We start from the raw sequence: 25,404 nt of genomic DNA, 5'->3' as shown, positions 1-25,404 counted from the left end.
GCGCCTTCAGGCGATCTCGGCGAGCACCTGCTCGAGCGCTGCCGGGCTGAGCTCGTGCGCCAGTTGGTCCTGCGTGCACTGGTCCGGTCGCTTGTCGGGCCGCCAGCGCCTGAACGTGGTGCCGTGGCGGAAGCGGCCGGCGGTAACCTGGTCGTAGGTCACTTCGGCGACGAGCTCGGCGCGTAGCGGGGTCCATTCGGTGCTGCGCCCGGCGCTCCAGCGGCTTTGCCCGCCGGGCGCGCTGCCGGTAAAGGGTGACGGGCCTTCATAGGGCGCGAGCAGCTCGGCGAGGGCCGCGCGGTCCGCATCGCTGAAGGAGGAGGTGTAGCCGACGTAGTCCAGCTTGCCGACGCCGTCATAGAGTCCGAGCAGGAGCGAGCCGATCCCGTGCTTGCCGGTGCGGTAGCCGCCCACCACGCAGTCGGCGGTGCGCTGCTGCTTGACCTTGATCATCGCCCGCTCGCCCGGCCGGTATGGCGCGTCGGTGCGTTTGGCGATCACCCCGTCGAGCGCTTCCCCGCTGCGTTCGAACCAGGCCGCGGCGACCTGCGGGTCCCCCGCCGCCGGGGAGAGGTGCAGGCGCGGGCCTGCGGCCCGGCGCAGGAAGCCCTCAAGGGCCGCGCGGCGCTTTGACAACGGCTTGTCCAGCAGCACGTCCCCGCCGAGCTGCAGGCAGTCGAACAGCATCAGCTGCGCCGGCGTCTCGCGTGAGAGCTTCTCGATGCGCGAAGCCGCCGGATGCAGCCGGAGCTGCAGCGCGGCGAAGGACAGCACCTCGCCCACTGGCAGGACGAGCTCGCCGTCGAGCACGAACCGCCTTTCCCGGAGCGCCGCCAGCGCCTCCACCACTTCTGGGAAGTAGCGCCCCAGCGGCTTGCCCGACTTGCTCATCAGCTCGACCGCGTCGCCATCGCGGAAGGCCAGGCAGCGGAAGCCGTCCCACTTGGGTTCGAATTGCCAGCCCGGGCCGGCGGGGATCTCGTCGCCCAGCTTCGCCTCCATCGGCGGCGTTTCGGGCGCGATCGCAAGACCGGAGAACGGGAGCGGCATGGAGCTGGAATGCGGTTGCCGCCGCGCCAGTTCCGCCGCGCCCGACTTTGCCGGCCGCTATCGCTTCCCGGTCGCGCCAGCGGAGGTGGGAAGCGGCCGCATCATGCTGCTGGTCGCTCGCAGCTCTACGACATGCTGCGGCGGTGCAGAACGATCACCAGACCCTCCGGCAGCGGGGCCTCGTGAGGCAGCGGAAAGCGCTCGGCATCTGCGCGGGCGCGATCGAGGATGGCAGGCGGGATCGCGGGGTCGAACAGGATCGCGTCGGCTGCGCCGAGCGCCTGGAGCTGGCGCAAGGTCAGGTCGCCCGGGTCGTCGCTGGCGAGTGCGAACTCGATCCGCCTGCCCTCCCCGCCGGTGCTCGCGGCCCCCAGCCAGGCGGCCACCGCGTCGCCGTCATGCGCAGCCAGCGGGTCGAGCTCGCCGCCCGGCCCCAGCGCCCCGTCGAGCGCCCGCCGCCGGTCCGCGGCATCGGGCCAGCGTTCGCGCAGCTTGCCGCGGGCTGCGGCGAGCGAGCGGGCAAGCAGGCCGAGGCTTTCGGGAACGATCGCCTCCAGGCGCAGGCGCAAGTGCTTGGCCAGACCGGCGGAGGCCCCGCCGGTGCCGATGGCGATCAGCACGGGATCGCGGTCCAGGATGCTCGGAGTGGTGAAATCGCACAGTTCGGGACGGTCGACGACGTTGACCAGCAGCCCCGCCGCCCGCAGCCGGGCGGCGTCGTCTGCGGCATTATCCGTAGCCACGAACGCCAGGCGCGCGCCGCGGGCGATGCCGGCCTCCGCATCTGTAACCACCTCGCCCCCGGCACGCGCGACCAGGCGGCGCTTGGCTTCGGCGGCGGGCCCCTCCCCCAGCACGATCACCGGCTGCCCGGCGACGCGGTGGAAGAGCGGCAGGCTTTTCAATCAAGCCACTCCGGCACGCGTTCGGCGGCGTAGATCTCTTCCGGCAGGATGCGGTCGGCCACGACGGCAAAGCGATCCCCGTCGACCAGCACTTCGGCCACGAAGCCGCGGCTGTTGTAGCTGGAGGCCATAGTCGCGCCATAGGCCCCGGCGGTTCGGAACACGGCGAGATCGCCGTCGGCCAGCGCATCGCAGTTGCGGTCGCGGGCGAACGTATCGCCGGTTTCGCAGATCGGGCCGACGATGTGAGCTGTCATCCGCTCCCCGCTGGGGCGGACGGCGTCGAAATCGTGCCACGCGCCGTAGAGCGCCGGCCGCGCCAGATCGTTCATCGCCGCATCGACGACCATGAACGGCGTGCGATTGCCGTTGCGCTTCACGCGGATCACGCGGGTGAGCAGCACCCCGGCATTGCCGGCGATCACCCGCCCGGGCTCGAACATCAGCTCGACATCCCAGCCTTGCGTAACACGCGCCACCATCGCGCCGTACTCCGCCGGGCTCGGCAGAACGTCGCCGGCCTTGTACGGGACGCCCAGCCCGCCGCCGAGGTCCACGTGAGTGACCCTGTGCCCGGCGCTGCGCAGTTGACCGAGCAGCGTGCCGACTTTCTCGAACGCCAGCTCCAGCGGCTTGAGATCCGAGAGCTGGCTGCCGATGTGCACCGCAAGCCCGCGCATGTTCATGCCAGGCAGCTCCGCCAGCCGGGCATAGATGCCCGTGGCGAGGTCGAACGGCACGCCGAACTTGTTGTCCGCCTTGCCGGTGGAGATCTTCTCGTGCGTGCCCGCGTCGATGTCGGGATTGACGCGCAGCGCGCAGGCCGCGCGCTTGCCGCGTTCTGCGGCGATCCGGGCGAGCTCGAGGCCCTCTTCCTCGGATTCGATGTTGAACTGGCCGATCTCCGCATCGAGCGCATCGGCCAGTTCCCGCGCGGTCTTGCCGACGCCCGAGAAGACGATGTCCTTCGCCGGAATGCCCGCCGCCAAGGCGCGCCGCATCTCTCCGCCGGAAACGACGTCGGCGCCGTAGCCCTGCCGCCCGAGCACGCGCAGCACGGCCAGGTTGGGGTTCGACTTCACGGCGAAGGCGATGTGCTTGCGCGGAATGGCGGCGAGCCCGTCGCGGAACACCTGCGCGTGGCGTTCAAGCGTCGCCCGCGAATAGACGTAGACCGGCGTGCCGACTTCCTCGGCGATGCGAGCAAGGGGCACGTCCTCGGCGAAGAGCTCGCCGTTACGGAGCTGGAAATGGTCCATGAATCAGTCTTCCGGCGGCAAATCGAAGGGATCGTCCTGGCGCTCTTCCGAGCGCCGGCGCAGTTCCACGCTGCGCTCCGGCGCGGCCTGCGGCTCGGGCTCGAGCAGTTCCTCGGCAGTCGGCTGGTGATCGCTGCCGTAAGCCGCCGGCGGGAGCGCTTCGCCAGGAGGAGGCGCAAGATCGCGTTTCTGGCCGCAGGCGGCGAGGAGCGCGAAAGGAAGCAGCAGGATGAGCTTGCGGGTCATCGGTCCATCTCCAGCGCGGTGCGCGCATCGGCCACGCGGCGGCGCACCTGGTCGGGCGCCGTGCCGCCGTGGCTGGCGCGCGCCGCCACGGAGGCCTCGACCGACAGCGCCTTGTACACGCCCTCCCCAATCCGCGCATCGATCGCCTGAAGCTCGTCCAGCGACAGCGCGTCGAGCGCCACGCCTTTCTCCTCCGCCAGCCTGACGGCCGCGCCGGTCACGTGGTGGGCCTCGCGGAACGGCAGGCCGGCCTCCCGCACCAGCCAGTCGGCCAGGTCGGTGGCGGTGGCGTAGCCGAGCTCGGCGGCCTGGCGCATGCGATCGGTGCGGAACTCGGCATCGGCGATCATGCCGGTCATCGCCGCGATCGATAGCGCGAGCAGCGACGCCGCCTCGAACACCGGCGGCTTATCGTCCTGCATGTCCTTCGAATAGGCGAGCGGCAGGCCTTTCATCGTCACGGTCAGCGCTGTGGCGCAGCCGACGATCCGCCCGGCATGGCCGCGCACCAGTTCCGCCGCGTCCGGGTTCTTCTTCTGCGGCATGATCGAGCTGCCGGTGCTGAGCGAATCGGGCAGGCGCACGAAGCCGAACGGCTGGCTGGCCCACAGGATCAACTCCTCGGCCAGGCGCGAGAGATGCAGTGCGCATTGCACAGCCGCCTGCAGGTAATCGAGCGCGAAGTCCCGGTCCGAGACGGCATCGAGGCTGTTGGCGGTCGCCCGGTCGAAACCGAGCGCCTGCGCGGTCATCTCCCGGTCGATGGGGAAGCCCGTGCCGGCCAGAGCCGCGCTGCCGAGCGGGCTTTCGTTCAGCCGCGCCCGCGCGGCCTGGAAGCGCGAACGGTCGCGCCGGATCATCTCGTAATAGGCCATCAGGTGATGGCCGAGGGTGACCGGCTGGGCCGCCTGTAGGTGGGTGAAGCCGGGCATGATGCTGTCGGCATGCTCGCCCGCCCGGGTGACCAGCGCGCGCTGCAGCGCCGAAAGGCCGGCGTCCACAGCATCGATCGCATCGCGGACCCACAGGCGGAAGTCGGTCGCCACCTGGTCGTTGCGGCTGCGAGCGGTGTGCAGCCGGCCGGCCACGGGGCCGATCAGTTCGGCGAGCCGGCTCTCCGTGGTCATGTGGATGTCTTCGAGGTCCCAGTTCTCCGGAACGCCGTCAGCCTCGTACTCGGCGGCGACGGAGTCGAGCCCTCGCTCGATGGCCACGGCATCCTCGCCGGAGACGATCCCGCAGGCGCCGAGCATGGCGACATGGGCCTTGCTTGCCGCTATGTCCTGCCGCCAGAGCGCCTTGTCGAAGGGGATCGATGCGTTAATCTCGCGCATGATCGCAGCGGGCCCCTCGGCGAAGCGCCCGCCCCACATCTGATTGGAGCCCGTAATGCCCCGCGTACCCTTGCTGTCGCTCACGCTACCCTTGGCCCTTCTTGCGGGGGCTTGCGATAGGGAAACCGCCGTGGACGCGCAACAGCAGGAAAACTCCGCCGCGGCAAAGGCCGACGCGACCGCCGAAGAACTCACCGGCACGCTCGACCGCAGCCATGCCGGGGAGCCGATCCCGGCCGTCACCGTCACCGATCCTTCCGGCGCCAGCCTCGTGCTCGCCGAAACGCGCGGCAAGCCGGTCCTGCTCAACTTGTGGGCGACCTGGTGCGCCCCGTGCGTGACCGAGATGCCGCTGCTCGACCAGCTGGCCGCCGATCTGGGCGACGAGGTTCGCGTGCTGACCGTGAGCGAGGATATGAAGGGCGCGGAGCTCGTGACGCCGTTCTTTGCCGAGCGCGATCTCCCCAACCTGCCGCAATGGATGGACCCGAAGAACGACCTCGCCTTCGCGTTCGATGGCGGTGCCAGCCTGCCGCTGACCGTGCTATACGATGCCGAGGGCAAGGAAGTCTGGCGAGTGCTCGGCGGCTACGACTGGTCGAGCGCGGAGGCGCGCACGCTGATCGAGGAGGCTCTGCCGGCGACATGACCGAAGCCGCGTCCCAGTTCGCCCGCGATCTCGCCGCCTCCCGCAGCCGGCGCCAGGCGCTGGGGCTGCTGGGAACGGCGATCGGCGGCACGGTCCTGACAGCGTGCGGAAGCCGCGCGAACGGTCAGGGATCGGCGCAATGCCTCGCCACGCCGGCAGAGATTGCCGGCCCCTTCCCCGCCGACGGAACGCAAGGGCGCGGGGGCATCAACGTGCTCGACAAGGTGGGCATCCTGCGCAGCGACATCCGCAGCAGCTTCGCCGGGCTGGAGGGCACGGCCGAGGGCGTGCCGCTCGACCTGGAGATCGCGCTGGTCGGCACCGCCGGCGGTGGCTGCGCCCCGCTCGCCGGATGGGCCGTCTACTTGTGGCAGAACGACGCGCGGGGCGAGTACTCGCTCTACACCCTGCCCGAAGCGAACTACCTGCGCGGGCTGCAGCAAAGCGGCGACGGCGGCACGCTCCGCTTCCGCACGATCGTGCCGGGCTGCTACGGCGGCCGCTATCCGCACATCCATTTCGAGGTGTTCTCCAGCGCCGAGGCCGCGATCAGCGGCGAACCCGGCTTGCTAGTCTCGCAGTTCGCCCTGCCCGCGGCGGAGTGCCGCGCGGTCTATGCCGCGGACCAGCAATACGGTGACAGCCTGCGCAATCTCGAGCGCCTGCCGATCACCCGCGACTTCGTGTTCCGCGATGCGAGCGCGGAAGTCCTGGCCTTGCAGACGATCGCGCTGGAGGACGACCGGACCGGCGGTTTCCGCGGAAAGGCGACGGTGGGCCTGGCTTACTGATCATACAGGCCCTCACCTGGCAGGGGAGGATTGCTTTGGCGCTTCGTGCGGGCTTCGGGTTGAGGCATCCATTGGCTTACCCGAAGGCATGAAGACACGAAGGTGTCGCGCGTGCGGCTTCGTGTCTTTGTGGCTTCGTGTGAAGAGTCCTTCGCTGAGGCAAGTCGCGCCTCCGAGGACTCCGCTCGGAGGGCGAGATGAATCCTGAAACAAGTTCAGGATGACGAGGTCTTTCTGGCCCTCCTCCGAGGGGTGATCCTGGCCTGTCCAAATACCTCATCGTCACCCTGAACTCGTTTCAAGGTCCATGTGGCAGGGCGCGCAGTGCTCAGCTGGCACGCCGACGGCCTGTGCCACCCGCAAAATCCTTCCCTGGAGAGGAAGTTCAGCGCGTATGGAGTGTTGGGCTCACGACTGCGTAGGGCGATGAGCGATGGCGATGGGCTGCGCGCGGAAAATTCCTTCTCCCACTGGTGGGAGAAGGATAGCGAAGCTTGCCCGCGAAGCGGGTTAGCGCAGCTTGGATGAGGGCGGTGTGCTGCGCGGGCGACCGAGCCCTCACCCAACTTCGGTTAGGCGGCGGAGCCGCCAAGCCTGCGTATCCCTCTCCCACGAGTGGGAGAGGAAACGTCAGCGCCGCTTCCGCGACCTGGGGATGGTGTGCCTGGCCTACTAATCACACACATTCCGCCCGGTGCGGGGAAGTTGGGCGCGGATGGCGTGTTGGCCTCGTGACTGCGCAAGGGCGATGAGCTGCGCGGAAACCCCTTCTCCCACTTGTGGGAGAAGGATAGCGAAGCTTGCCCGCGAAGCGGGTTAGCGCAGCTTGGATGAGGGCAGTGTGCTGCGCGGGCGACCGAGCCCTCACCCAACTTCTCCCACGAGTGGGAGAGGAAGTTGGAAGGGCTGAGGGGAGCCTGAAGGGGCTCACGAGGTGGCCTGCGTGGTGGGCGGTGACGGGCTCGAACCGCCGACCCTCTCGGTGTAAACGAGATGCTCTACCAACTGAGCTAACCGCCCTACGCGCCAGGCAGGGGGCTTCTAGCGGGCGTGGCTTGGCGGTCAAGCGCAACGCGGCTAGGACCGCGTCATGCCACGCCATATTCGCATCCTCGCCACCGGTGGCACCATCGCCGGGCGTGGCGGATCGGCCGTGGGGCGGGCCTATCGCCCGGGGCAGATCGGGATCGACCAGTTGCTGGCCGAAGCGGCCGCCCTGGGCCTGGAAACGCTGTGCGAGGGGCGCGAGATCGCGCAAGTGGGTTCGCAGGACATCGGCTGGAGCGAATGGACCGCGCTGCACCGGGAGGTGCGGGAGGCGCAGGACGATCCGGCGGTCTGCGGAATCGTCATCACTCACGGCACGGACACTGCCGAGGAAACCGCTTTCCTGCTCGACCTCACGCTGCCGCCGGGCAAGCCGGTCGTGCTGACCGGGGCGATGCGCCCGGCCGATGCGCTCGGCAGCGACGGGATGCGCAACCTCGCCAATGCGCTGCGCGTGGCGAGCGATCCGGACACCGCCGGGCGCGGGGTGCTGGTGGTGATGGGGGACCATGTCTTCACCGCGCGCGACGTCCGCAAGGCTGCGACCCAGGGCGCCGAGGCGTTCCGCGGCTTCCCGCGCGGGAGCATAGGCGCGGTGGCGCCCTCCTCGCTCGACTGGTTCGTGCCGCCGGCACGCAGTGATGAGCCGGCGCGATTCGCCTGGCCCGCCAGCCCGCCACGGGTCGACATCCTGTTCGCCCATGCGGCGATGGACCGGGCACTGATCGACGGCGCGACCGCTGCCGGCGCGCGCGGGCTGGTGCTGGCTGGGCTCGGCCACGGCAACGCACCGAAGGCGGTGCTCGATGCCTTGAGCGAAGCGGCGGCGAGCGGTGTGGCGGTGGTGCGCAGCAGCCGCGTCGACCAAGGCCTAGTCGACCGTAACGTCGAAGTCGACGACGACGGCCTCGGCTTCGTCGCTGCACGGGCGCTCAACCCGCAGAAGAGCCGCATCCTGCTGCAACTTGCGCTCGCCGCGGGGCTGACCGACCCAGCGGCTATTCAGGCCGAGTTCGACGCCCCCCGGCACACCGCGCCTTAGACGAGCTGCGCCACCGGGCTGCCGAGCTCGGCGAAATAGCGCGCCATGGCACTAGCCGCGCTGTCGCTCAGCGCGATGAAGACGCGGCGGCGGTCGGCTTCGTCCTGGATGCGGACGAGCAGGCCGATCTCGACCATCTGGCTGATCCAGCGCAAGGCCGTGGTCGGAGGCACGCCGCTGGCGATGCACAGCGAAGTCACCGAAACGCGCTTGTGCTCGGCGCTGGCGGCGGTGAGGTCGAGCAGGATGTCCCACGCGGGGTCGGCGAAGAGTTCACCGTCGAAATAGCGGGCGCGAAGCTGCCGCTGGCGAATGATCCTGCGCACCAGCGCGGGGTCCGGAAGCGGCGGCCGGGTTGCGCGGCTGAGGCGGGCATCGCCGTTCTCGGCCGCGGCACCCCAGGAATGGGCTGCCGGGCTCTCGAAGCGGAACGCGCCGGTTCCCGCGGCTCCCTTCACCCCAACCCGTTCGGCGATTTCGCTGACCTGTTCGATCAGGCGCAGGAGCGTCAGCCGGTCCCCCTCCGACAATTCGCGCACCCGCGGCTTGGAGGCGCTGGCAAGCGCGCGGCCCAGCGCGACCAGCCGTTCGACCCGGCTCGGCTCGACCAGGATCTGCGCCGCGGACTGGTCGCAGCAAGCGAAGACGTCCTCCAGCGCGGCCACGGTGGTTGAGACGATCAGATGGATGTTCGCGCGTGCAGCGCGTGCGTCCAGCCGGCTGAGCGCGGCAAGTTCCGTGCCGGAGCCGGTCGCGCAATCGAGCAGCACGACCAGGCCCAACGGCCGCACCTCATCCTCCAGCAGGGCGGCCACCGGCCCGCAGTCGCGCACCGTCAGTCCGGCGGCGCGGACATCGTCCGATATCTCGTCCCGCAGATGCACGCGGTCGGCGAAGATGGAAACGGCCACCGAAGTGCCGACCCCATCCTTCACCGCGTCGTATGCGATATCGTCCTGCCCCATCGGAACCCCCTCAACTTGGACTCGAACAAACTGCGAACGGAGCTCGTTCGAGTCAAGGAAGGTTGGGTCCGTTTCGGTGCGATCAGGCCAGCCGCTCGCCCACCAGGGTTCCCTTGGCCCCGGGCAGGAGGGTGAAGCGGAAGTCCGGCCAGTCCCGCCGCCAGCGGCTGGCCACGACCCGTTCGCCGGGCCGCGCGGCATCGTCCAGCAGGATCATCCCACCCGGCACCACGCGATCGAACAGGACCTCCGCTCGCCCGCGGACGAAGGGGTTGAGCGTCCACGGCGGGCCGTCGATGACCAGCAGGTCGATCTGCGCCGGCACGGCGGAAAGATCGTACCAGGCGCTCGACCAGCGCGAAGGATCTTCCACGATCGGCGCGTGGCGGAGCGATGCGGAAAGGCCGTGGGTGGCCAGCCAGCGCGCGGTGGCGGCGACGAAGTCGGCGTGCTGGTCGAAGCTCGTCAGGTGGCCGTCGCCGCTGCGCTCCATCGCGCGGGCAATGACAAGGGACGAAGCGCCGCAGCCGAGTTCTACCACCTCGCGTGGGCGGAGGCGCTCGATGGCCTCCACGATGCGCCAGAGGAACCAGGTGTCCGCCTTCCAGCTGCCGAGGTGCGGCAGGGCGTCGGGCGGCAGGTCGAGCCGCTGGAGCAGCGCCTGCTTGTCGGCCAGGCGCCCGCCCCACAGGCTGCGCGCCAGCCACGGCCACTGGATCGCGCCCCAGGCGATCGTCAGCGCCCTTTCGGACAACGGCCGGGCCGGGCCGGCGGCATCGAGCGGCAGGAGACCGGTCTTCTCGCGCGATGTCATGGACGATCCAATCGTTCGAGCTGGAGCCGGTTCCTTAGCATCAGTCGGCGAACGGGTCGCGCACCAGGATGGTGTCGTCACGCTCCGGACTTGTGGAGACCGAAGCGACGGGACATTCGATCAGCTCCTCGATACGTCGGATGTACTTGATCGCCTGCGCCGGGAGGTCGGCCCAGCTGCGCGCACCGGCGGTGGTCTCGCTCCAGCCTTCCATCTCTTCGTAGATCGGCTCGCAATCGGCCTGCTCGGCGGCGTTGGCCGGGAGGTAATCGACTACCTGCCCGCGCAGGCGGTAGCCGGTGCAAACCTTGAGCTTCTCGAACCCGTCGAGCACGTCGAGCTTGGTCAGCGCGATCCCGGTGACGCCGCTGATCGCGCAGCTTTGCCGCACGAGCACCGCGTCGAACCAGCCGCAGCGGCGCTGGCGCCCGGTGACGGTGCCGAACTCGTGGCCCCGCTCGCCCAGGCGCTGGCCGTCGGCGTCGTCCAGCTCCGTCGGGAACGGGCCGGAGCCGACGCGGGTGGTGTAGGCCTTTACGATACCGAGCACGAAGCCCGCCGCGCTCGGCCCGATGCCGGAGCCGCTGGAGACAGTTCCGCTGACGGTGTTAGAGCTGGTGACGAACGGATAAGTGCCGTGGTCGACGTCGAGCAGCACGCCTTGCGCGCCTTCGAACAGGATCCGGCTGCCGGCTTTCTTCTCCTGATTGAGCCGGCGCCAGATCGGCTGGGCGAACTGGCGTACGAACGGCGCGATCTCCGTCAGCTCGGCGAGCAACGCGGCGCGGTCCACCGGCGGTTCGTTGAACCCGGCGCGCAGCGCGTCGTGGTGCGCGCAGAGACGGTCGAGCTGCGGTTCGAGTTCGTGCAAGTGGTTGAGGTCGCACACGCGGATTGCGCGGCGGCCGACTTTGTCCTCGTAAGCCGGGCCGATGCCGCGGCCGGTGGTGCCGATCTTGCCTTTGCCGGCGGCGGCCTCGCGCAGCCCGTCGAGATCGCGGTGAAGCGGCAGGATCAGCGGACAGTTGTCGGCAATGCCGAAGTTGTCCGGCGTAATGGTGACGCCCTGGGCTTCCAGCCGCTCGATCTCGCTCTTCAGCGCCCACGGGTCGAGCACGACGCCGTTGCCGATCAGCGACAGCGTGCCGGTGACAATGCCGGAGGGGAGCAGCGAAAGCTTGTAGGTGGTGTCGCCCACCACCAGCGTATGACCGGCGTTGTGCCCGCCCTGGAAGCGCACGACGACGTCGGCCCGGCTGGCGAGCCAGTCGACGATCTTGCCCTTCCCTTCATCGCCCCACTGGGCGCCGATCACGGTGACGTTGGCCAAGCTCTATCGCCTTTCTCAAATAATCGGCGCGGCCCTAGGCGCAGGCGCGCGGGAGGGCAACCGCGAAGCGATCAGAGGCGGGCCGGTTTGCCGCCTTGCAGTGTATGCGAGCAGCCGAGCGCCGCCGCGTCGTCGGCTTCGCCCAGGGCCGCGACCGTGCGCCAGCCTTCGGCACGCAGCCGCGCGGCCGCATCGCGGTCATGGCCCAGCGGCAGGAACAGCGCATCGCGCGGCGGCTCGTTCGCCGCGGCCGCCTCGACCAGTTCCTCCGGGAACAGGGAGAAGCCGGTTGCCGGTTCGTCGCTGCCGCCGATCCGGTAGGTGCCCCCGCGCCCGAGCGCGCCGCGCACGCCCTCCGCGTAGATCGTGAAGCCGAACCAGCTCTGGTACTGGAAGCCGTGCCGCTCGCTCGGGTCGAGCGTGAGGCGGGCGCGGCCACCGACTTGCCGAGCGATCTGCCTGAGTCCATCGATCCGGCTCGCGAGAACGCCGCGCGCATCGATTGCGGAAAGCTTCTCGACCGCCTGCTCGAACGGCCCCGCGGCGTAGAGCAGCGGAAGGTAGGCCTCCCCGCCGGCATCCTTCAGCGCCCCGGCATCCTTGGCGTCGAGCTCCCGCCGCACAGCCGGCACTTGCGCCGGTTCGAGCGGAAACTCTTCGGTGGCGAGGGTATCGACCAGATCGGGCAGCGTGAAATCGACCGAGATGCCGCGCGCGCCCATCGCCTCGAGCGTGGCGATCGCCAGCTCGACGATCTCGGCGGCCGCCGCGGCCGTATCGCTGCCGATCAGCTCGGCGCCGAGCTGCAGGTGTTCGCGGCGGGGATCGAGCTGCTCGCCGGCGATGCGGGCGACCTGCCCGGCGTAGCACAGCCGCAGCGGACGCGGCTGGTCGGCCAGCCCGGTGGCGGCGATCCGGCCGACCTGCACCGTGATGTCGGAGCGCAGCGCCAGCGTGCGCAAGCTGCGCGGATCGACGAAGCGGAACATGCGCCGGGTGGCGATCCCGTCCATCCGCTCCGCCATCGACTTCTCGAACTCGATCAGCGGGGGGCGGACGCAGTCGTACCCCCACCCGTCCATCGTCTCGAGCGCCGCCCGCTCGATCCGCGCGGCCGCGGCCGCACCTTTCGGCAGGCGGTCTTCGAGCCCTTCTGGCAGCAAGTCGCGGGTCGGATCGGTCATAGTGCCCCCTACCTTCTTCGTCATCCCCGCGAAAGCGGGGATCGCTGGCCTCCTGGTCCGGCCTGGAGGCCAGCGGTCCCGGGTCCAGCCCGGGACCACGATTAGAACGTCAGCGCCTTGACGGTCTTCACACCCTGCAGCTTGCAGGCCTGGTCGACGACATCCTGCGGGATCGCCTGGTCGACCGACAGCAGGACAACCGCCTCCCCGCCCGCATCGCGGCGGCCGAGGTGGAAGGTGCCGATGTTGATGCCGGCTTCGCCCAGCAGGCTGCCGATGCGGCCGATGAAGCCCGGCGCGTCCTCGTTGACGATGTAGAGCATGTGACCGTCGAGATCGGCTTCGATGCCGATGCCGAAGATCTCCACCAGGCGCGGCGCACCGGCGCCGAACAGCGAACCGGCAACCGAGCGATCGCCGAGGCTTGTCGCCACGGTGACGCGCACGAGCGTGTGGTACACGCCCTCGCGCTCGTTGCGAATCTCGCGCACTTCCATGCCGCGCTCGCGCGCCAGGAACGGCGCGTTGACCATGTTCACGCTCTGCGAGTGGTGCTTCATCAGCCCGCTAAGCACGGCCGCGGTGATCGGCTTCTGGTTGAGGTGCGCGGCGGCGCCTTCGACCTCGATGCTGATCTTCGGCAGGCTGCCGTGGGCGAGCTGGCCGACGAGGCTGCCGAGGCTTTCGGCGAGCGCCATGTAGGGCTTCAGCTTCGGTGCTTCCTCGGCGCTCAGCGAAGGCACGTTGAGCGCGTTGGTGATGCCGCCGGTGACCAGGAAGTCGGCGATCTGCTCTGCCACCTGCAGCGCGACGTTGACCTGGGCCTCGGTGGTCGAGGCGCCGAGGTGCGGCGTGCAGATGAAGTTGGGGCTGCCGAACAGCGGGCTTTCCTTGGCCGGTTCGACCGCGAACACGTCCAGCGCCGCGCCGGCGACCTGGCCGGAATCAAGCATGTCCTTCAGCGCCGCTTCGTCGATCAGTCCGCCGCGCGCGCAGTTGACGATGCGCACGCCCGTCTTGGTCTTCTCCAACCGCTCGCGGCTGAGGATGTTGCGCGTTTCGTCGGTCAGCGGGGTGTGCAGCGTGATGAAGTCCGCCCGGGTGACGAGCGCTTCCAGATCGACCTTCTCCACGCCCATCTCGACGGCCCGCTCCTCGGTGAGGAACGGATCGTAGGCGATGACCTTCATGCGCAGGCCGAGCGCGCGGCTGGCGACGATAGAGCCGATGTTGCCGGCGCCGATCAGGCCGAGCGTCTTGCCGGTGACTTCGACGCCCATGAAGCCGTTCTTCGGCCACTCGCCGGCCTGGGTGCGGGCGTTCGCCTCGGGGATCTGGCGGGCGAGCGCCATGATCATGGCGATAGCGTGTTCGGCGGTGGTGATCGAGTTGCCGAACGGCGTGTTCATCACGACGATGCCCTTCGCCGAGGCGTACGGGATGTCGACGTTGTCCACGCCGATGCCGGCGCGGCCGATGACCTTGAGGTTGGTGGCCGCGTCGATGATTTCCTGCGTCACCTTGGTGGCCGAACGGATCGCCAGGCCGTCGTACTGGCCGATTATGGCTTTCAGCTCTTCCGGCGTCTTGCCGGTGATCACGTCGACGTCGCAGCCGCGCTCCTTGAGGATGCGCTCTGCATTGGGGTCCATCTTGTCGGAGATGAGGACTTTGGGCTTGGTCATTTGATGTACTCCGTCATCCCGGCCCTGAGCCGGGATCGCTGGCCGCAATTCGCGCGCCAGGTGGGAAGCGGTCCCGGGTCAAGCCCGGGACGACGACATGTTAAAGCCGGCCGGCCTTGAGCTCTTCGTAAGCCCACTCGATCCACGGCAGCAGGCGCTTGATGTCCTCCTGCTCGACCGAGCCGCCGCACCAGATGCGCAGGCTCGGGGGGGCATCGCGGTAGCCGTTGAAGTCGTAGCCGATGTCCATCTTCTCGAGCGTCGAGGCGATCTTCTTCGGGACGTTCGCCTGCTCTTCGGCGGAAAGGCTCTCGTACCATTCGCCCTGGAAGACCATGCACACGCCGGTGTTGGTCCGCTGGGCGGGATCCGGCACCATGTTGCGCAAGTACGGCGTGGCTTCGATCCAGTCGAACACGGTCTGCGCGTTGCGGTTGGCGCGTTCGAACATGGCGTGGCGGCCGCCAATCGACTGAGCCCACTCCAGCGCGGCGATGTAGTCCTCGGTCGCCAGCATCGAAGGGGTGTTGATCGTCGCGCCTTCGAAGATGGCGCGGTCGATCTTACCCTTCTTCTTGATGCGGAACAGCTTCGGCAGCGGCCATTCGGGATCGTAGCTTTCGATCCGCTCGACCGCCTTCGGGCTGAGGATCAGCATGCCGTGCTGCGCTTCGGAGCCGAGCACCTTCTGCCAGGAGTAGGTCGTGGCATCGAGCTTCGGCCAGTCCATCTCCATCGCGAAAATGGCGCTGGTGGCGTCGTTGATCGTCACGCCTTCGCGGCCGGGGGCGAGCCAGTCCGTATTGGGGATCTTGGCGCCGCTGGTGGTGCCGTTCCAGGTGAAGACGACGTCGTTGTCCTGCGGGATCGACGCGAGATCGGGGACGAGGCCGTAATCGGCGTCGAGCGTGGTCAGGTTCGGCAGCTTGAGCTGCTTGACCGCGTCCTGGATCCACACATTGCCGAAGCTTTCCCAGGCGGCGACGGTCGCCGGACGGCTGCCGAGCATCGTCCACATCGCGCATTCGAGCGCGCCGGTGTCGGAGCCGGGCATGATGCCCACGAGGTAGTCTTCGGGAACGCCGAGCAGTTCCTTGCTCAGGTCGATCGCATACTTCAGCCGGCCCTTTGCGTAGGACGAGCGGTGCGAACGGCCGAGCGACTTGGTGCTGAGCTTGTCGAGCGACCAGCCGGGGAACTTGGCGGTGGGTCCGGATGAAAAGAAGGGGCGCTCCGGACGGAGCGTAGGTTCATTACTCATGTATTCTCTCCTCGCAGAGAGCTCGCGCGGCGTTGGGACCGCGTGGCCCGCCGCGGCCCCTATAGACGGGCGGTGGAGAGTCAAGCGCGCATGCGGTTGCATGAGAAACCGCCCCTGACGAACCGAGTGCAGCACGTCCTTCGGCAGGCTCAGGACGAACGGAGGTCGCTCGAAAATTCTTCTTGTTCCCCAGTTCACCCAACCCGTTCGTGGTGAGCTTGTCGAACCACGACCTGGCGCAACACGATCATCCACCGCCGCGATGGCCGCTGGCCTTGCGCTCTGCGGAGCGATGCGGGCAAACTGCGAGCGTCCACTAACGTGCGGACGGGACATGACAATTCGGCCTTCGTTCACCATCGAACTGCAGAGTGGCGGAATGCTTCGTGCCGCCCCTGCCCTCGCCGCGCTGCTCGCGCTGGCCGCCTGTTCCGCCCTGCCGGAAAGCGCCGGCGAGCAGTCGAGCAGCAGCCGCGACCGCCCGCCGCAGGCCGCGGCGCCGCAGGTCAGCAACAATCCGCAGGCGCGACAGTGCCTGGCCGACCTCGGCCTGACCCAGGCCAGCTTCGCGCCCCTGCCGGACCAGTACTTCAGCGAAGGCTGCAGCACGCTCAACACAGTGAAGCTTTCCAGCGTGCGCTCCGATCGGGCGAGCATCACCCTGTCGAACCTCGGTCCTGTCACTTGCCCGGTGGCCGATGCTTTCGTTGCCTGGGCCCGCTTCGGAGTCGACCGCGCCGCGCGGCAGTTGCTCGGCAGCGGCCTCCGCTCGATCGAAACGATGGGCAGCTATTCGTGCCGCAACGTCGGCGGCAGCGGGCGCCGCTCCGCGCATGCAAGCGCCGCGGCGGTCGACATCGGCGCTTTCGTGCTGGAGGACGGGCGGCGGATCAGCGTGCTCGGCGGCTGGCACGGCGGCAGCGCGGCGGAGCGGGAGTTCCTCCGTGTCGTGCACCGCAGCGCCTGCAAGCGCTTCGACACCGTGCTGGGGCCGGACTACAACAGCGCCCATCACGACCATCTTCACGTCGAAGGCGTGATCGGCGGCAAAAGCTACTGCCGGTAGGCCCAGCAGACCGGCCTGGCGGCGCTAATCCGTCAGGGTCTGTTCGTCAGGCCGCACGGTACTCTCCAACTCCGCCTGCAGCCATACGCGAATCGCCTCGGCAGCGTGCCGGGCGCCGAGCTTGACCATCATGTTGGCCCGGTGGATCTCGACCGTGCGCGGGCTGATGCCGAGCTCACGGGCGATGATCTTGTTGGAGCAGCCGAGCGACAGCCATTCCAGCACTTCGCGTTCGCGCTTGCTGAGCCGGCCGACCCGGCGCCGGGCTTCAGCCGACAACTGGCGGGCTCGGCCATAGGTTGCCGCTTCGTCCATCACGCGGCCCAGCGATCGCGCCAGGTGAGCGGGTTCCATCGGCAGGGGCAGGAAATCGAGCGCCCCGCTCTTGATCGCCGCTACGATCTGCGCGGGACCGGGTTCGGTGGCGGCGACGATCACCGGCAGCCAGATCCCGCCGTCGCCGAGCCGCCGCAACAGCGCCTCGATGTCGCAACCGGCGGCATGCTGGCGCACCAGCACGACACCGCTTTGGGGCGGCCTGTCGAGCAAGCCGTCGAGATCCGCATGGACCTCGGCGTGATGGCCCAGCGACTGGACGATACGGGCGTGTTCCGCACGGGTGCGGCGGTCGCCGTCGACGACATGGACCACAAGACGATCTTCCATGCCCCCCAACCTGCTCACGGCACAGCGTCGACGCACGGCGATGTCCAGCCGAAATGGACATTTAGCGGCCTGCGGAGGCAGCGTTTGCGGCTGGAGCGAACGTGCATTTCAACTCCGTAGTGGAGCCGATATGCGTATTCTTGCGGACGTACGTTGTCCGTACCGGTTCAGCCCTTAGGGACTTATCCTTATGCAGGGCGTCAGGCCGGCCGCTCGTCGCCCTGGTAGAAACTGTAATCCGGCAGCGAATGGAACGCGCTGCGCAGGGCCTCACTCCAGCCCGACGACACGGATTCGAAATAGGGATCGTTCGTCTCGATCCGCCGCTCGTGAGTTGGGGCGAACGAATCGCGTTCGATGACCATGACATCGAGCGGCAGGCCGACAGACAGGTTGGCTTTCAGCGTCGAATCGAAGCTGACCATCAGCAGCTTCACCGCATCCTCGAAGCTGAGCTGCCGGTCGTAGCCGCGGATCAGGATCGGCCGGCCGTACTTGGTCTCGCCGATCTGGAAGAACGGCGTATCCCAGCTCGCCTCGATGAAATTGCCCTCGGGGTAGATCAGGAACAGCCGCGGCTCCATGCCCTTGATCTGGCCTGCCAGGATGATCGAAGCGGTGAAGCGGCCCCTGCCCTCCTCGCCGTTCTCGAACTGGGTCTCGCGCACGATCTCGCGCAGGACCTTGCCGGTCTCGACCGCGGCCTGGAACATGGTCGGGACTTCGAGCAGCGAATGGTTGCGGTCCCGGGGCGCCTTCGTCCGTTCCTCCAGGACGCTGATCACCGCCTGCGTGGTGGCCAGGTTGCCGGCAGTCATCAGCGTGACGATCCGCTCCCCCGGCACGCTCCAGTGGAACATCTTCCGGAACACGGAAATGTTGTCGACGCCGGAGTTCGTCCGCGTGTCGCTCATCAACACAAGCCCGCGGTCCACCACCATGCCGACGCAATAGGTCATTCGAATCCTCTCAGCCGCGGCCGATTGCCGCTACTGCTGTTCGTGCACCTGCTGCTCGACCGCAAGGTCCACGTGGAGGTTTTCCGTAGCCCCGCCGAAGCTGATCCCGGTGATCGGCGCCGCATCGCGATAGTCGCGGCCGGTCGCGACGCGCACATAGCGGGTGTCCGGGCTGATCCCGTTGGAGATGTCGAAGCCGACCCAGCCGAGGTTGTGCACCCAGGCTTCCGCCCAGGCGTGGGTCGCCTCCTGATCGATCCGGTCGTTCATCATCAGATAGCCGCTGACGTAGCGCGCAGGGATGTCCAGCGCGCGGGCGGCGGCGATGAAGATGTGGGCGTGATCCTGGCAAACGCCGCAGCCGCCGCCGAGGGCGATCTCCGCCGTGGTATCGACACCGGTCGAGCCCGTCTCATACGGCACGGCGCTGGCGATCGCGGCGGAAAGGTTGTGCAGCGTGCCGACCATGCCGCCTTCGCTGCGCTCCACGGTGGCGATCAACTGGCGCACGCGCGGACCGGCATGGGTCAGCTTGGTTTCGCCGAGGAACGCCCACAGCGGCAAGTGCCCGGCATGGCTGCCGATGACCCCGGCCTGGTCGCGGGTCTCGACCGTCCCGCGGCAGGTGATGACGACCTCCCGCGCGCCTTCCATCGCCGAGACGAGAGTCACGCGGTTGACGTTCTGGTCGTCGTAACTGAGCTCCTCGCGCGCACCTTCGTACTCCATCTTCCAGTCGAGCACCGTCTGCCCCTGGGTCTCCTTGGGGGTCAGCCGCAAGCGCTGGAGCGCGTGGGCGATCGGCGCCGCGAAGCTGTAGCGGGTGGTATGGCGGATGGAGAGGCGCATGGGTCGGTCGGTCGGCTCCCTTCAGGCGACGAAGCGGTATTCGCGGGCGATCGCGTCGGAGATGCCCTGGTTCGATGCGATGAACCCGAGCAGGAACTCGTGCAGCCCCTGCTCGAAGATCGTTTCCACGTTGGTGCCGGCGAGCCGCTGGTGCGCGTCGCGGATCAACGTGTTCGCCTCGCCCTCGTGCCCGTGCAGCCGCGCCAGGACGCCGAGGTTCTCACGCAGTGCGGCATAGCAGAACGCCAGGCTGCGCGGAAACCGCGCGTCGAGGATCACGAAGTTGGCGATCGAGCGGGCATCCATTCGCCCGGCGTTGAGCCAGCGGTAGGCACGCTCTCCGGACAGCGAGCGCAGGACGTTGTCCCACTGCCCAGTGTCCAGCGCCGTTCCGACGTAGGACAGCGAAGGCAGCAGGACGTAGTACTTGATATCGAGGATTCGGGCCGTGTTGTCGGCACGTTCGACGAAAGTGCCGGCACGTGCGAAGCTGTAGACCTCGTCACGCAGCATCGATCCGTGCGTCGCGCCGCGAGCCAGCGTCGATTCCCGGCGGATGGCCGACAGGGCCGTGCCCAGGTTGCTCTCCCGCACTTGCCGGGCGAGCAGGTCGCGCAGGGTCATCCAGCCTTCGTTGATCGCTTCCCAGACTTCGCCGGTGATGGCCGAGCGGCAGCGGCGGGCGTTGACGCGCGCGCACTCGAACATCCGCAGCACGCTTTCGGGATTGGACTTCGACCGCAGGACGAAATCGCAGACGTGCGCGCCCGAGTAATCGCCGCGCACCGCCTCGTAGCTCGCCCGCAGGCCCAGGGTGCTGACGACGGACTTCCACTCGGCGCTCGCCGCGTCCCGGCCGCGGGTCAGCGCCATGCGGTGCCCGGCGTCGAGCAGTCGCGCGGTGTTCTCCGCCCGTTCGAGGTAGCGGAACATCCAGAAGATGTCGTTGGCGGTGCGGCCCAGCATTATCGGATCTTGCCCATCAGTCCTGCAGCACCCAGCTGTCCTTGGTGCCGCCGCCCTGGCTTGAATTGACCACCAGCGAGCCTTTCTTCAGCGCCACGCGGGTGAGGCCGCCGGGACTGATGTCGACGCCCTCGGGCGAAACGAGCACGTAGGGCCGCAAGTCCACGTGGCGCGGGGCGAGGCCGGCGCGGGTCAGGGTCGGGCAGGTCGAAAGCGACAGGGTCGGCTGGGCGATGTAGTTGGCCGGTCGGGCGCGGAGCTTCTCGCGGAACGCCGCGATCTCCTTCTTCGAAGCGGTCGGGCCGATCAGCATGCCGTACCCGCCGGAGCCGTGGACCTCCTTGACCACCAGTTCCTCGAGGTTCTCGAGCACGTACTTCAGGCTGTCCGGGTCCGCGCAGCGCCAGGTCTCCACATTGGGCAGGAGCGGCGCCTCCCCGGTGTAGAACTGCACGATATCGGGCATGAACGAGTAGATCGCCTTGTCGTCGGCGACGCCGGTTCCGGGCGCATTGGCGATGGTGACCTTGCCGGCGCGGTAGACGTCGAAGATCCCCGGCACGCCGAGCATGCTGTCGGGATTGAAGGTCAGCGGGTCCAGGAAGTCGTCGTCCACCCGGCGATAGAGCACGTCTATGGGTCGGTAGCCCTTTGTCGTGCGCATCTGCACGCGTCCGTCGACGACCCGCAGGTCGCTTCCCTCGACCAGCTCCGCGCCCATCTGGTCCGCCAGGAAGGCATGCTCGAAGTAGGCCGAGTTGTAGATGCCGGGAGTGAGAACCGCGACCGTCGGGTTCTCGCCGGCGCACTCCGGCGCACAGGCGGCTAGGCTCTTGGCTAGGCGGCGGGGGTAGTTTGAGACTGGTTGGATGGGGATCTTGGTGAACAGCTCCGGGAACATCGCCATCATCGTTTCGCGGTTCTCGAGCATGTAGGACACGCCGCTGGGTGTGCGGGCATTGTCCTCCAGCACCAGGAACTCGTCCGGGCCGGTACGCACCAGGTCCACCCCCACGACATGGGTGTAAACCCCGCCCGGCGGGGTGAAGCCGACCATCTGCGGCAGCCAGGCCATGTTGTTGCGGAACAGCCGCTCCGGCAGGCGGCCCGATCGGATGATCTCCTGCCGGTGGTAGAGATCGTGGATGAAGGCGTTGATCGCGCGGACGCGCTGCTCGATGCCGCGTGTGACCTTGCGCCATTCGCCGCCGCTGATGATCCGCGGAATCATGTCGAACGGGATCAGCCGCTCCTCCGCGTCGCCCTCCCCATAGACGTTGAAAGTGATGCCGCTGCGGCGGAAGAGGCTCTCCGCCTCGAAGCTCTTGCGGCGCAGCCAGCTTCCGTCCTGCTGGTCGAGCCACTCGCAATATTCGGCATAGGCTGGGCGCACCGAGCCATCGGCTTCGTGCATCTCATCGAAGACCGGTTGCTTCGCTCCGTCCATATTCCCCCTTGCTGCAGTGCAGCATGCCATTCGTTCGGCTTGCCGCCAAGTGCAACCCCGGCGAAAACGCCCTCAGGGAGTATCGAGTTCCCTCAAAATCGCATGCAAGCATTCGGGAGAATTGGGAAATCCCACATGCGAGCAGCGCACGGAGATGGCCCGGTCGCGCTCTCCCGGCCTCCCGCAGGAGGCACGCGGTGCAACGATCCCATCACGCGGGCTCCACAGCGCGACAGTCTCCACCGGCGGCTTGGCGGTGATATTCGCCTCGATCGGGGGCTCTTCCACCGAATGGCCGGTGACCAGGTGGTAGAGGCGCCAGGCGTTGTTGTCGTAAGGGGTGCCGGAAAACGGCGAGCCCATGGTGATGACTTTCGCGACCGCTTCCGGATGTCGTTTGGCGATCTCCCGAGCGTAGATCCCGCCAAGACTCCAGCCGACGAGGACCACCGGCTTCCCGTAACGCTCGCGCACGTCGCGCACCCGCTGGGAGAGGGTGTCGAACAGCTCCAGGCTTGGCCCCAGGTTGAAACCCATGCCCCAGCGCTTGACCTTGTGGCCGGCGCGTTCGAGCTGACGCGCCATGTAGCGCATGCGGAACGGGTGGGTGCCGAAGCCCGGCAGCAGGATCACGACGCGTTTGTGCCGGGCCTCGGGAATGTCCAGCTCTGCCTTCATCGATCGGCGGAGCGGCACGACCAGCTCGCCCAGTTCGCCCAGCAGGAAGCGCAGCGCCGGGCTCCGCGCGTCTCCCGGCGGGGAGCGGCCCAGAAGCTCGAACCGGCGGGCGACCATGTCGCGCAGCGTGGGCGTCGCCGGGCGGCGGGCCGGGGTGGCGTTTTCCTGCAGGACAGCTTTGTAGGCCATGAGTTCCTTTCAGGCGGCGCTGCGTTTCGACGATCAACTCTCCATCGGCCGCGCCGGTTTCCCCGCACATAGTGCGCCTCCTTCGTGAACGCTTGCTTGCCGCCTCAGACAGCCGAACCCGTCAACGAAATGGTGCCCCTCGCCCGGTTGCGGAACGCAGAGAGAACAGCCATATCTCCGCCCATGGCCGAACTCGTGATCCGCCGCGGACTGGAAGAACCCGATACCTCCGCGGACTTCAAGCCGTACAAGCCCGAGCGTCCGACGAAGTCGATGGGCGGGAAGCGGTTCGAACTCGTCTCCGACTACCAGCCGGCCGGCGACCAGCCGACCGCGATCCGCGAACTTGTCGAAGGGTCCGTGCAGGGGGAGCGGACGCAAGTGCTGCTCGGCGTGACCGGCAGCGGCAAGACCTTCACGATGGCCAAAGTGATCGAGGAGCTGCAGCGCCCCGCCCTGATCTTGGCGCCGAACAAGATCCTGGCCGCGCAGCTCTACGGCGAGTTCACGAGCTTCTTCCCCAACAACGCGGTCGAGTATTTCGTCAGCTACTACGACTACTATCAGCCCGAAGCCTACGTGCCCCGGTCGGACACCTACATCGAGAAGGAAAGCTCGGTGAACGAGGCGATCGATCGGATGCGCCACTCGGCCACGCGCGCGCTGCTGGAGCGCGACGACGTGATCATCGTCGCCTCCGTCTCCTGCCTCTACGGCATCGGCTCGGTCGAGACTTACTCGGCCATGATCTTCGACCTCAAGAAGGGCGAGACGCAGGACCAGCGGGAGATCATCCGCAAGCTCGTGGCGCTGCAGTACAAGCGCAACGACACGGCCTTCGCGCGCGGCGCTTTTCGCGTGCGCGGGGACAGCCTGGAGATCTTCCCGAGCCACTACGAGGACATGGCCTGGCGGATCAGCTTCTTCGGCGACGAGATCGAGGAGATCAGCGAGTTCGATCCGCTGACCGGCACCAAGGGCGCGAGCCTCGGCCAGGTGCGGGTCTACGCCAACTCGCACTACGTCACCCCCGGGCCGACGATGAAGCAGGCGACCCAGGCGATCCGCTTCGAGTTGGAGGAACGGCTCAAGGAACTGCACGCGGAAGGGCGCCTGCTCGAAGCCCAGCGGCTGGAGCAGCGGACCAACTTCGATCTCGAGATGATCGCCGCCACCGGAAGTTGCGCGGGGATCGAGAACTACAGCCGGTTCCTCACCGGCCGCCTGCCGGGCGAGCCGCCGCCGACGCTATTCGAATACCTGCCCGACAATGCCCTGCTGTTCGTCGACGAGAGCCACCAGACGGTGCCGCAGATCGGCGCGATGTCGAAGGGCGACCACCGGCGCAAGATCACCCTGGCCGAATACGGCTTCCGCCTGCCGAGCTGTATCGACAACCGCCCGCTGCGCTTCAACGAGTGGGACGCGATGCGTCCGCAGACGTTCGCCGTCTCCGCCACGCCCGGATCGTGGGAAATGGAGCAGACCGGCGGCGTGTTCGCCGAGCAGGTCATTCGCCCGACCGGGCTGATCGACCCGCCGGTCGAGATCAAGCCGGTCGAGGACCAGGTGCAGGACTGCATCAACGAGTGCCGCATCACTGCGCAGAAGGGCTACCGCACGCTCGTCACCACGCTGACCAAGCGCATGGCCGAGGACCTCACCGAGTTCATGCACGAAGCGGGGCTGAAGGTCCGCTACATGCACTCCGACGTCGAGACGCTGGAGCGCATCGAGCTGATCCGCGACTTGCGGCTGGGGGTCTACGACGTGCTGGTGGGCATCAACCTGCTGCGCGAGGGGCTCGACATTCCGGAATGCGGACTGGTGTGCATCCTCGACGCCGACAAGGAAGGCTTCCTGCGCTCCGAGACTTCGCTGATCCAGACCATCGGCCGCGCTGCGCGCAACGTCGAGGGCCGCGTGATCCTCTACGCCGACCGCATGACCGGCAGCATGGAACGGGCGATCGCCGAGACCGACCGCCGGCGGGAGAAGCAGCGCGAGTACAACGCCGCCCACGGCATCACCCCCACGACCATCAAGCGCAACATCCAGGACATCGTCGCGCACACCGCCAGCCGCGACAGCGTGCTGATCGACACCGGCGACGCGGAGCGCAACAACCTCGTCGGCCACAACCTGCGCGGCTACATCGAGGATCTCGAGAAACGCATGCGCGCCGCCGCGGCCGACCTCGAGTTCGAGGAAGCCGGCCGCCTGCGCGACGAGATCAGGCGCCTCGAAGCCGACGAACTCGGCCTGCCGGAGGGCGACAAGCGCGCCCCGGTCGTCGGCCGCAGCAACGAAGGCAAACCCGGCACGCGGAAGACCCGCTACGGCAAGACGCAGAGGAAGTTCGGGCGGTGAAAGCCGGTCGTGTCCGGGCGGCCGGATGATCGCCAGCTTCGCCGACAAGGAGACCGAACGGATCTGGCATGGCGTGCGAAGCCGCAAACTGCCGGCCGACATCCAGGCGCGGGCGCTTGCGAAGCTGGCAATGATCGAAGCGGCGGACACGCTGGACGACTTGCGGGATCCGCCCAGCAATCGCCTGCATGTGCTGGCCGGAGGCCGCGCGGGGCAGCATTCCGTTTCAATTAATCGCCAATGGCGTATATGTTTCGTTTGGAAAGGCGGAAGTGCCCACGATGTCGAAGTCGTCGACTACCACTGATCCGGACTGGCTGCACAATGCCCACGCGGGCGAGTTGCTGGTCTCGGAATTCATGGAGCCTCTGGGGCTCGATTGCACTGCCCTTGCAGAAGCCATCGGGGCCGCGCCCGCGCGCCTGCAGGCGGTGATCGACGGAGCCGCTCGGGTCGATGGCGAACTGGACCTGCGCCTGGCGCGGTATTTCCGGATGTCGGAGGGTTTCTTCCTCCGCTTGCAGGACCAGTACGAGATCCGCGAAGCCAAGCGCGCGATCGAGGGCGACCTCGACCGTATCGTCCCGCGCGCCGCCTGAGCGCAGCATACCACCCCCTTGCAGTAAACCGGCAAGGCTGACAGACGCGGCTC

The 25,404-nt window shown here is 68.0% G+C and carries 24 protein-coding genes and 1 tRNA gene; 7 read left to right on the top strand and 18 right to left on the bottom strand.

Annotation, left to right across the window (positions count from 1 at the left end; translation table 11 throughout):
- Positions 1-6: 6 nt before the first annotated feature.
- The 5 genes from GRI75_RS07300 to argH form a co-directional block, all read right to left on the bottom strand.
- On the bottom strand, positions 7-1,050 hold the full coding sequence (locus GRI75_RS07300) for an ATP-dependent DNA ligase (RefSeq protein ID WP_160746297.1): 1,044 nt from the start codon (positions 1,048-1,050) through the stop codon (positions 7-9).
- A gap of 125 nt (positions 1,051-1,175) precedes the next feature.
- Positions 1,176-1,955 (bottom strand): precorrin-2 dehydrogenase/sirohydrochlorin ferrochelatase family protein, encoded by a 780-nt coding sequence (locus tag GRI75_RS07295; protein ID WP_160746296.1) that lies wholly within the window; start codon positions 1,953-1,955, stop codon positions 1,176-1,178.
- Positions 1,952-3,214, bottom strand: a complete 1,263-nt coding sequence (gene lysA / locus GRI75_RS07290; RefSeq protein ID WP_160746295.1) for a diaminopimelate decarboxylase — start codon at positions 3,212-3,214, stop codon at positions 1,952-1,954. Before lysA ends, GRI75_RS07295 begins: the two co-directional genes overlap by 4 nt.
- A 3-nt stretch (positions 3,215-3,217) precedes the next feature.
- Positions 3,218-3,460, bottom strand: a complete 243-nt coding sequence (locus GRI75_RS07285; RefSeq protein WP_160746294.1) for a hypothetical protein — start codon at positions 3,458-3,460, stop codon at positions 3,218-3,220.
- Positions 3,457-4,833: an argininosuccinate lyase gene (argH, locus tag GRI75_RS07280; RefSeq protein ID WP_160746390.1), complete on the bottom strand. Its 1,377-nt coding sequence runs from the start codon at positions 4,831-4,833 to the stop codon at positions 3,457-3,459. Before argH ends, GRI75_RS07285 begins: the two co-directional genes overlap by 4 nt.
- A gap of 91 nt (positions 4,834-4,924) precedes the next feature.
- Here argH and GRI75_RS07275 point away from each other — a divergent pair, with 91 nt between their 5' ends.
- Both GRI75_RS07275 and GRI75_RS07270 read left to right on the top strand, forming a co-directional pair.
- A complete protein-coding gene (locus tag GRI75_RS07275; RefSeq protein WP_328597948.1) occupies positions 4,925-5,443 on the top strand; it encodes a TlpA family protein disulfide reductase in 519 nt (172 codons plus the stop codon).
- Complete coding sequence (locus GRI75_RS07270; protein ID WP_160746292.1) at positions 5,440-6,234, top strand: peptidase associated/transthyretin-like domain-containing protein; 795 nt, start codon at positions 5,440-5,442, stop codon at positions 6,232-6,234. The genes GRI75_RS07275 and GRI75_RS07270 overlap by 4 nt, the downstream gene beginning before the upstream one ends.
- A 944-nt stretch (positions 6,235-7,178) precedes the next feature.
- On the opposite strand, the gene GRI75_RS07265 is transcribed toward GRI75_RS07270, so the two are convergent.
- A tRNA-Val gene (locus tag GRI75_RS07265) sits at positions 7,179-7,254 on the bottom strand.
- A gap of 70 nt (positions 7,255-7,324) precedes the next feature.
- On the opposite strand from GRI75_RS07265, the gene GRI75_RS07260 reads away from it, so the two are divergent.
- Positions 7,325-8,323, top strand: a complete 999-nt coding sequence (locus GRI75_RS07260; protein WP_160746291.1) for an asparaginase — start codon at positions 7,325-7,327, stop codon at positions 8,321-8,323.
- Here GRI75_RS07260 and GRI75_RS07255 read toward each other — a convergent pair.
- From GRI75_RS07255 to GRI75_RS07230, 6 genes are all read right to left on the bottom strand, one after another.
- Entirely contained in the window at positions 8,320-9,288 is a 969-nt protein-coding gene (locus tag GRI75_RS07255; protein WP_160746290.1) for a helix-turn-helix domain-containing protein, read from the bottom strand. The two genes, GRI75_RS07260 and GRI75_RS07255, sit on opposite strands and share 4 nt — an antisense overlap.
- Before the next feature lie 82 nt (positions 9,289-9,370).
- The gene (locus GRI75_RS07250; protein ID WP_160746289.1) at positions 9,371-10,102 is read right to left on the bottom strand and encodes a class I SAM-dependent methyltransferase; all 732 of its coding nucleotides are present in this window, start codon (positions 10,100-10,102) and stop codon (positions 9,371-9,373) included.
- Between the two features lie 40 nt (positions 10,103-10,142).
- The gene (locus GRI75_RS07245) at positions 10,143-11,432 is read right to left on the bottom strand and encodes an adenylosuccinate synthase (RefSeq protein ID WP_160746288.1); all 1,290 of its coding nucleotides are present in this window, start codon (positions 11,430-11,432) and stop codon (positions 10,143-10,145) included.
- Positions 11,433-11,503: 71 nt separating this feature from the next.
- Complete coding sequence (locus GRI75_RS07240) at positions 11,504-12,616, bottom strand: ATP phosphoribosyltransferase regulatory subunit (RefSeq protein WP_160746287.1); 1,113 nt, start codon at positions 12,614-12,616, stop codon at positions 11,504-11,506.
- Positions 12,617-12,717: 101 nt separating this feature from the next.
- The gene (gene serA / locus GRI75_RS07235) at positions 12,718-14,301 is read right to left on the bottom strand and encodes a phosphoglycerate dehydrogenase (protein ID WP_160746286.1); all 1,584 of its coding nucleotides are present in this window, start codon (positions 14,299-14,301) and stop codon (positions 12,718-12,720) included.
- Positions 14,302-14,401: 100 nt separating this feature from the next.
- Positions 14,402-15,562 (bottom strand): phosphoserine transaminase, encoded by a 1,161-nt coding sequence (locus tag GRI75_RS07230; RefSeq protein ID WP_160746285.1) that lies wholly within the window; start codon positions 15,560-15,562, stop codon positions 14,402-14,404.
- Positions 15,563-15,896: 334 nt separating this feature from the next.
- On the opposite strand from GRI75_RS07230, the gene GRI75_RS07225 reads away from it, so the two are divergent.
- Positions 15,897-16,628 carry an extensin family protein gene (locus GRI75_RS07225; protein WP_235911381.1) on the top strand — a complete coding sequence of 244 codons (732 nt, stop codon included), beginning with the start codon at positions 15,897-15,899 and terminating at the stop codon, positions 16,626-16,628.
- Positions 16,629-16,652: 24 nt separating this feature from the next.
- On the opposite strand, the gene GRI75_RS07220 is transcribed toward GRI75_RS07225, so the two are convergent.
- From GRI75_RS07220 to GRI75_RS07195, 6 genes are all read right to left on the bottom strand, one after another.
- Entirely contained in the window at positions 16,653-17,294 is a 642-nt protein-coding gene (locus GRI75_RS07220) for a response regulator transcription factor (protein WP_160746284.1), read from the bottom strand.
- Positions 17,295-17,494: 200 nt separating this feature from the next.
- The gene (locus tag GRI75_RS07215) at positions 17,495-18,253 is read right to left on the bottom strand and encodes a proteasome-type protease (RefSeq protein WP_160746283.1); all 759 of its coding nucleotides are present in this window, start codon (positions 18,251-18,253) and stop codon (positions 17,495-17,497) included.
- 30 nt (positions 18,254-18,283) lie between these two features.
- Positions 18,284-19,102, bottom strand: a complete 819-nt coding sequence (locus tag GRI75_RS07210) for a transglutaminase family protein (RefSeq protein WP_160746282.1) — start codon at positions 19,100-19,102, stop codon at positions 18,284-18,286.
- A gap of 21 nt (positions 19,103-19,123) precedes the next feature.
- Complete coding sequence (locus tag GRI75_RS07205; protein ID WP_160746281.1) at positions 19,124-20,068, bottom strand: alpha-E domain-containing protein; 945 nt, start codon at positions 20,066-20,068, stop codon at positions 19,124-19,126.
- 16 nt (positions 20,069-20,084) lie between these two features.
- Entirely contained in the window at positions 20,085-21,515 is a 1,431-nt protein-coding gene (locus tag GRI75_RS07200) for a circularly permuted type 2 ATP-grasp protein (RefSeq protein ID WP_160746280.1), read from the bottom strand.
- Between the two features lie 72 nt (positions 21,516-21,587).
- Positions 21,588-22,382, bottom strand: coding sequence for an esterase/lipase family protein (locus GRI75_RS07195; protein ID WP_160746279.1), 795 nt, complete (start codon positions 22,380-22,382; stop codon positions 21,588-21,590).
- A 183-nt stretch (positions 22,383-22,565) separates the two neighbouring features.
- On the opposite strand from GRI75_RS07195, the gene uvrB reads away from it, so the two are divergent.
- From uvrB to GRI75_RS07180, 3 genes are read left to right on the top strand one after another with little or no spacing between them, the layout of a single operon-like run.
- The gene (gene uvrB / locus GRI75_RS07190) at positions 22,566-24,752 is read left to right on the top strand and encodes an excinuclease ABC subunit UvrB (RefSeq protein ID WP_160746278.1); all 2,187 of its coding nucleotides are present in this window, start codon (positions 22,566-22,568) and stop codon (positions 24,750-24,752) included.
- A gap of 25 nt (positions 24,753-24,777) precedes the next feature.
- Positions 24,778-25,059, top strand: a complete 282-nt coding sequence (locus tag GRI75_RS07185; protein ID WP_160746277.1) for a type II toxin-antitoxin system RelE/ParE family toxin — start codon at positions 24,778-24,780, stop codon at positions 25,057-25,059.
- Entirely contained in the window at positions 25,034-25,351 is a 318-nt protein-coding gene (locus GRI75_RS07180; protein WP_160746276.1) for a HigA family addiction module antitoxin, read from the top strand. The genes GRI75_RS07185 and GRI75_RS07180 overlap by 26 nt, the downstream gene beginning before the upstream one ends.
- Positions 25,352-25,404 lie beyond the last annotated feature (53 nt).

This window comes from Croceibacterium soli, assembly GCF_009828065.1.
GTDB lineage: Bacteria > Pseudomonadota > Alphaproteobacteria > Sphingomonadales > Sphingomonadaceae > Croceibacterium_B > Croceibacterium_B soli.
This window is presented reverse-complemented; position numbering and strand designations above follow the sequence as displayed.